Raw genomic sequence first — 5,024 nt, 5'->3', positions numbered from 1 at the left:
TGATCCCAGAACTCGAAGTTCCGGCAACGAAAGTGCTCACCTGCTGGCGGCTACGGAACCGAGCATTCCCCGGTTCCGTAGCTCCCATTAGGCGACGGATGGCACCGCCCCCACACCACCAGAGCGATGGTGCGGGGCATCGGACCGTCCAGGCTCGACCCAGCGGCCGAGGGAGCGAGGAACACCGCCCCCACCTACCCGGACCACGGACACGATCCGATGGCACTGAATGCGGAGCGAACGCGGTGGACCAGAACACCCAAGACCGTTCGGGGCGTTCGGGGCGTTCGGCTGAGCATGTGCAACCTCATGCTCAGTCTTTAGGAACGGTGGTGAACAGCAGTCACCAAGGGGCTGGACGAAGCAGCCAAGACGGCGCTGCCGCCACGCATTCCCGCAGGTCAGGCACTGCGCACAGGACCAAGTACCGAGTGATTCCCAAGCTTGTAGCGCGGATTCGATTCCCGTCATCCACTCTCCGACGAAGGCCCAGGTCAGAGACCTGGGCCTTCGTCGTTGTCCAGTTCCCGTTCGCCCGCACGGGACCGGGGTCACCGACCACGCGGTGTCCGGTTACGGAGCGGCCCGCCGTACTCGTACGGAGCCGGCGCCCCCTAGGGACTGCCCTCGGGGGCGGTCGTGGGGACGTGGCCGAGGCGTGGTTCGGCTGCCTCGGCCGTACGGGCCCACACGCCACGGCGCCGGGTCTCGTTCTCCTGGGCCAGGCGGCGCAGGACGGCCAGTACCGGCTCCAGAAGGAGCACGACGATGGCGGCGTGCTCGGCCAGCTTGAAGCGGTCCTCGGAATTGTCGAGCTCCTTGATCCGGTCCAGGTCGAGCTTCGCGGCGGCTGCGGCCAGCTCGGCGTAGGGCAGCAGGTCCTCGGTGCTGTAGTCGGCGCCGATGCGGCCCAGGTCCATGAGGCTCGCGGCGAGGGCGCGGCGGTGCGGCGAGTCCTCGGAGACATCCCAGCCCATGGCCCGCACCAGTTCGTCGACCTGTGACGCCTGCTCGTCCACCGCGTCCGTCTCGGCGGCGTCGACCGGCGTGGGGAGCGCGTAGTGCACGACACCGAGCGTGGCGAGCGGTTCAAGGGGCTCCTCCATGGCCGTGAGGACGTCGCGGGTGGCGGCGATCGACAGGCCGCCACGGGCAGTCAGGGCTCGGATCAGGCGCAGGCGCTGGAGGTGCTCGTCCCCGTACAGGCTCAGCGTGGCTCCCAGCTGTCGGCCGGGCGGCAGCAGGCCTTCACGCAGGTAGTACTTGATCGTCCCGACCGGTGTTCCGGACAGACGGCTCAGGTCAGAGATTCTCATGCGTGCTCTCGCTCGGTCTGTTCTGTGTGTGACCAGTCTCCCAGGCGCGCCCATGGATATCACAACTGGATAGTGCCACTCTCCAGCTAGAAAGTGATACTTTCCAATATGCCGTCCACCTGCGAAGACGGCGCACCCTTCCCCCATGTCGATCCAAGCGCCCCACCGGCGTGCCACGGAAGCTGGAGCCCCTCGTCATGCCCGAACCAACCCCCTTGCTCCGGGTGAGCGCCCGCGGAATGCTGCGCCGCCGCGGGGTGTGGCTGCCGTCGGCAGTGATCCTCGGTCTGCTGTCGCTCGTCCTGTCCATGCTCTACCTGGGTGCCAACAACGACCCGGTCGGTTCGACGAAGGACCTGCCGATCGCCCTGGTCAACGGCGACCGGGGGACGGATGTGGCCGGACAGCGGATCGACCTCGGTGCACAGATCGCCACGCAGATCACCGGGTCCGCCGAGCTGCGGGACAAGGTCTCCTGGAAGAAGGCCGACCGCCGCACCGCCGACGACCTGCTCGCCCGGGGCAAGGTGTTCGGCGCGCTCGTCATCCCGGAGGACTTCTCCGCCTCCGTGGCCGCACTCGCCGGGCCGCCCCAGCACGAACCGCACCCGCCGACCATGACGGTGCTGACCAACCCCGCGGCCGGAAGCTTCGGTTCCGGCATGGCCGCCGAGATCAACCGAAAGGTCGTCGCCAACACCTCCGCGCAGGTGGGCCGCGGGCTCACCCAGGAGCTCGGGCGGCAGTCCGCGCAGCCCTCCGCGTCCGCCCACGCCGGCCGTCCCGCCGCGCCCGGCGCCGCCGCCCAGCTGATGATCGCCGACCCCGTAAAAGTGAACGTCGAGGCGGGGCACCCGCTCGGCGCCCACAGCGGCCTCGGACTGAGCGCCTTCTTCTACGCCCTCGTCCTGGTCCTCGGCGGCATGCTGGGCGCCAACGTCATCCACACCCAGGTGGACACGGCGCTCGGCTACATGGCCAACGACAAGGGCCCGTTCCGCCTCGTCAAGCCCGCCCAACACATGACGCGGATGCACCACTTCGTGGTCTGCTCGGTGCTCATGGTCGTCCTGTCGATGCTGACCTCCGCGCTCGCGATGGCCGGCGCGGTCGGCGTCGTCGGCATCGACGCCTCACATCTGGGCCTGCTGTGGATCTTCGGAACATGCGCCACGGCCGCGATGGGCATCACCGCGCTGGCCCTGCTCGCCGTCTTCGGCACCCCCGGCCCCATCGTCTCCATGCTGGTCCTGATCGGCCTGGCCATCCCGTCGGCCGGCGCCACCATCCCGCTCCAGGCGCTCCCGGACTTCTACCGCCTCCTGGCAGAATTCGAGCCGTTCCGCCAGGTGGTCGACGGCGTCAGGTCCATCCTCTACTTCGGAGCGCGGACCGACGCGGGACTCGGACGCGCTTGGACCATGACCGCCATCGGCTTCGCCGGATCGCTCCTCCTCGGCCTCGTCCTCACCCGTCTCTACGACCGCAGGGGGCTGCACCGCTCGGCCCTCCAGCTGTCCGACCCCCAACTGCAGCCCGGACCGCGGACCGTTCCGGCCTGACCGCCAAGACACCCCCAGCCATCCGCGGCCGAGTCAAACGCTGATCTCAACAACCGCCCTCACGCGCATGCCGCCACGAGTGCCTGCGCCCCCGCCGACCGGCGGGGGCCATTGCTGAATGAGCGGCGACCAGTCGTCACAGCAGCCGGGCAGACAGTCCTCGGAATACAGATCCTCGTACGAGGGGCGCGGACCTCGGAAAAGCGGGCGCTCCGGCTCGGCGACCAGACACGCGCAGGGGGTCTGAGTGCTCTCGTGCGGCCAGTAACCCAGAACCTGGGTGGCTTTATCGACCAGCAGTGACGTCACTTGCCGATGGGTTTGGGAGGTGCCCCGATCCACGGTCGGGTGATGTTGAGTTTGGGAGGCACGGTGGCTGCTGTGAGCGTGGGGGTCGTGTCACCACTGGTCTCCGGCAGGCTTCTGCCCTCACGCTCTGCCGGTCGTGGCTCTTCTGGATCTTGCCTGTTCGTGCCAGCCTGAGGCGTCTGGGGAACTTGGTCGGCCGGCAGTGGGGCAGGGTGGGGGACATTGCGGTGCAGGTGAATAGCGACTTCGACGACCGGTTGAAATGGCGCTCTCGCTATCTGATCCACAGAGCCCGCCGCCGAGGCCGGACCGGGCTGCTGTTGCAGGTGGACCTGCGTGACGGGCCCCGCAGCATGTCACTCAAGTGGTGCCTGGTGTCGCTCACCGAAAGTGGGCGCGCTCTCTGCAGCGTGGATCGGACAAGCATCAGAAAGGTTCGTTTCATCCCTTTGCCCCCAGGTCCGCATCCGCTGCACCTTGAGGTCATGCGGTATCGCAAGCGTCGCTCCACACAGGTCCAGCGGAACGTTGTGCTCGGTCGGGCACGCTCGTTCGGCGCCCTACGCCGGGCCGGGGTGGAGTGCACCGGCTCCTACGGTGCAGCGCTCGCCCGCCTCCTGCGTGCCGAGGGCATTGAGGTGACCGAGGTCAACCAGCCCGACAAGGCAGCGCGCCGACGACGTGGCAAGACCGACGCCGTCGACGCGGAAGCGGCGGCCTACGCCGTGCTGTCCGGTCGCGCGACCGCGACCGCGAAGACGAGCGACGGCCCGGTCGAAGCGCTGCGGCTGCTCAAGCTCGCGAAAGCGTCCGCGATCAAGTCCAGGACCCAGGTCATCAACCAGCTCAAGAGCGGCCTGGTCTCGGCCGACGCCGCCTTGCGCGAGTCGCTGGCCGGGCTGAGCAACCCGCACCTGTTCAGGCCGTGTGCTGAGCTGAACGACTCGCAGGAAGACGGGCCAGCAGACACTGCCCGACATGTGTTGAAGCTCCTCGCCGGCCGCATCCAGCACCTGACCGGGGAAATCGACAACCTCAACAAGCGGATAGCCGCGGGCGTCGAAGCACACTTCCCCGGCCTGCTCGACACGCACGGCGTCGGCCCGGACAGCGCCGCCACCCTGCTGATCTCGGCCGGCGACAACCCCGATCGCCTCAGCAGCGAGGCGTCCTCCGCCGCCCTGTGTGGCACCAGCCCCGTCGAGGCATCCTCCGGCAAGACCCAACGACGGCGGCTCAACCGTGGCGGCGACCGCCAGGCCAACGCGGCCCTCTACCGGATCGTCCTCAGCCGTCTGCGCTGGGACGACCGCACCCGGGACTACCTGCGGCAACGCCTCGCCGAGGGCAAGACCCGCCGGGAGATCATCAGGTGCCTGAAGCGATACGTCGCACGCGAAATCTACCGACTCATCGCCCCCATCAGGACAGCCGTATGCCACGCAGATCCCGACGGAACCGCAAGTTGACATCCATAGGGGCATCAACAGCTTCTTACAGACAACCGATGCTGTCGGCCACGCCCGACCGAGGCGGATGCCTGGCTGGACTTCTGGAAGGCCACCCGCGCCGAGGCGCTGCCGCCGAAGGACGTCTCGTTCGCCGCGGCGAGCGGGCGGTTGCCGGCGCGCCGGACCCGATGGCTGAAGGTGCGCACGATCCGGGTGCGCGACCTGTTCGGTTGGCAGTGGGCCCGGCGGCCGCGTTCCACCCCCCTGGGTGTGGCGGTACGGCGGCAAGGGGGACGGAGTCTGTGACCGCGTCGCGCCGTCAGCCTTGCTGGTGCGCCGCCGCGTATCCCTCGGCCCGGTAGTCCTGCTGCCAACTGGCGGGGATA

Annotated in this window: 3 protein-coding genes; 2 read left to right on the top strand and 1 reads right to left on the bottom strand. The window is 68.6% G+C overall.

What is annotated here, in order from left to right; translation table 11 throughout:
- Nucleotides 1-614: 614 nt before the first annotated feature.
- The gene (locus tag ACFU8W_RS51995) at nucleotides 615-1,316 is read right to left on the bottom strand and encodes a MerR family transcriptional regulator (protein WP_384052835.1); all 702 of its coding nucleotides are present in this window, start codon (nucleotides 1,314-1,316) and stop codon (nucleotides 615-617) included.
- 197 nt (nucleotides 1,317-1,513) lie between these two features.
- Here ACFU8W_RS51995 and ACFU8W_RS51990 point away from each other — a divergent pair, with 197 nt between their 5' ends.
- Nucleotides 1,514-2,878, top strand: a complete 1,365-nt coding sequence (locus tag ACFU8W_RS51990) for a DUF3533 domain-containing protein (protein WP_384052833.1) — start codon at nucleotides 1,514-1,516, stop codon at nucleotides 2,876-2,878.
- A gap of 794 nt (nucleotides 2,879-3,672) precedes the next feature.
- On the top strand, nucleotides 3,673-4,656 hold the full coding sequence (locus ACFU8W_RS51985; RefSeq protein ID WP_384052831.1) for an IS110 family transposase: 984 nt from the start codon (nucleotides 3,673-3,675) through the stop codon (nucleotides 4,654-4,656).
- The last annotated feature ends 368 nt before the right edge of the window (nucleotides 4,657-5,024 follow it).

The sequence above is a fragment of the Streptomyces sp. NPDC057565 genome (assembly GCF_042801455.1).
Taxonomy (GTDB): domain Bacteria; phylum Actinomycetota; class Actinomycetes; order Streptomycetales; family Streptomycetaceae; genus Streptomyces; species Streptomyces yanii.
The sequence above is the reverse complement of the archived record's forward strand: the minus strand, read 5'-3'. Positions and strand labels throughout refer to the sequence as shown.

What these genes read in the sequence shown, in the direction of transcription:
- ACFU8W_RS51995 (WP_384052835.1), bottom strand. Translation starts at nt 1,316, where the DNA reads ATGAGAATCTCTGACCTGAGCCGTCTGTCCGGAACACCGGTCGGGACG.
- ACFU8W_RS51990 (WP_384052833.1), top strand. Translation starts at nt 1,514, where the DNA reads ATGCCCGAACCAACCCCCTTGCTCCGGGTGAGCGCCCGCGGAATGCTG.
- ACFU8W_RS51985 (WP_384052831.1), top strand. Translation starts at nt 3,673, where the DNA reads ATGCGGTATCGCAAGCGTCGCTCCACACAGGTCCAGCGGAACGTTGTG.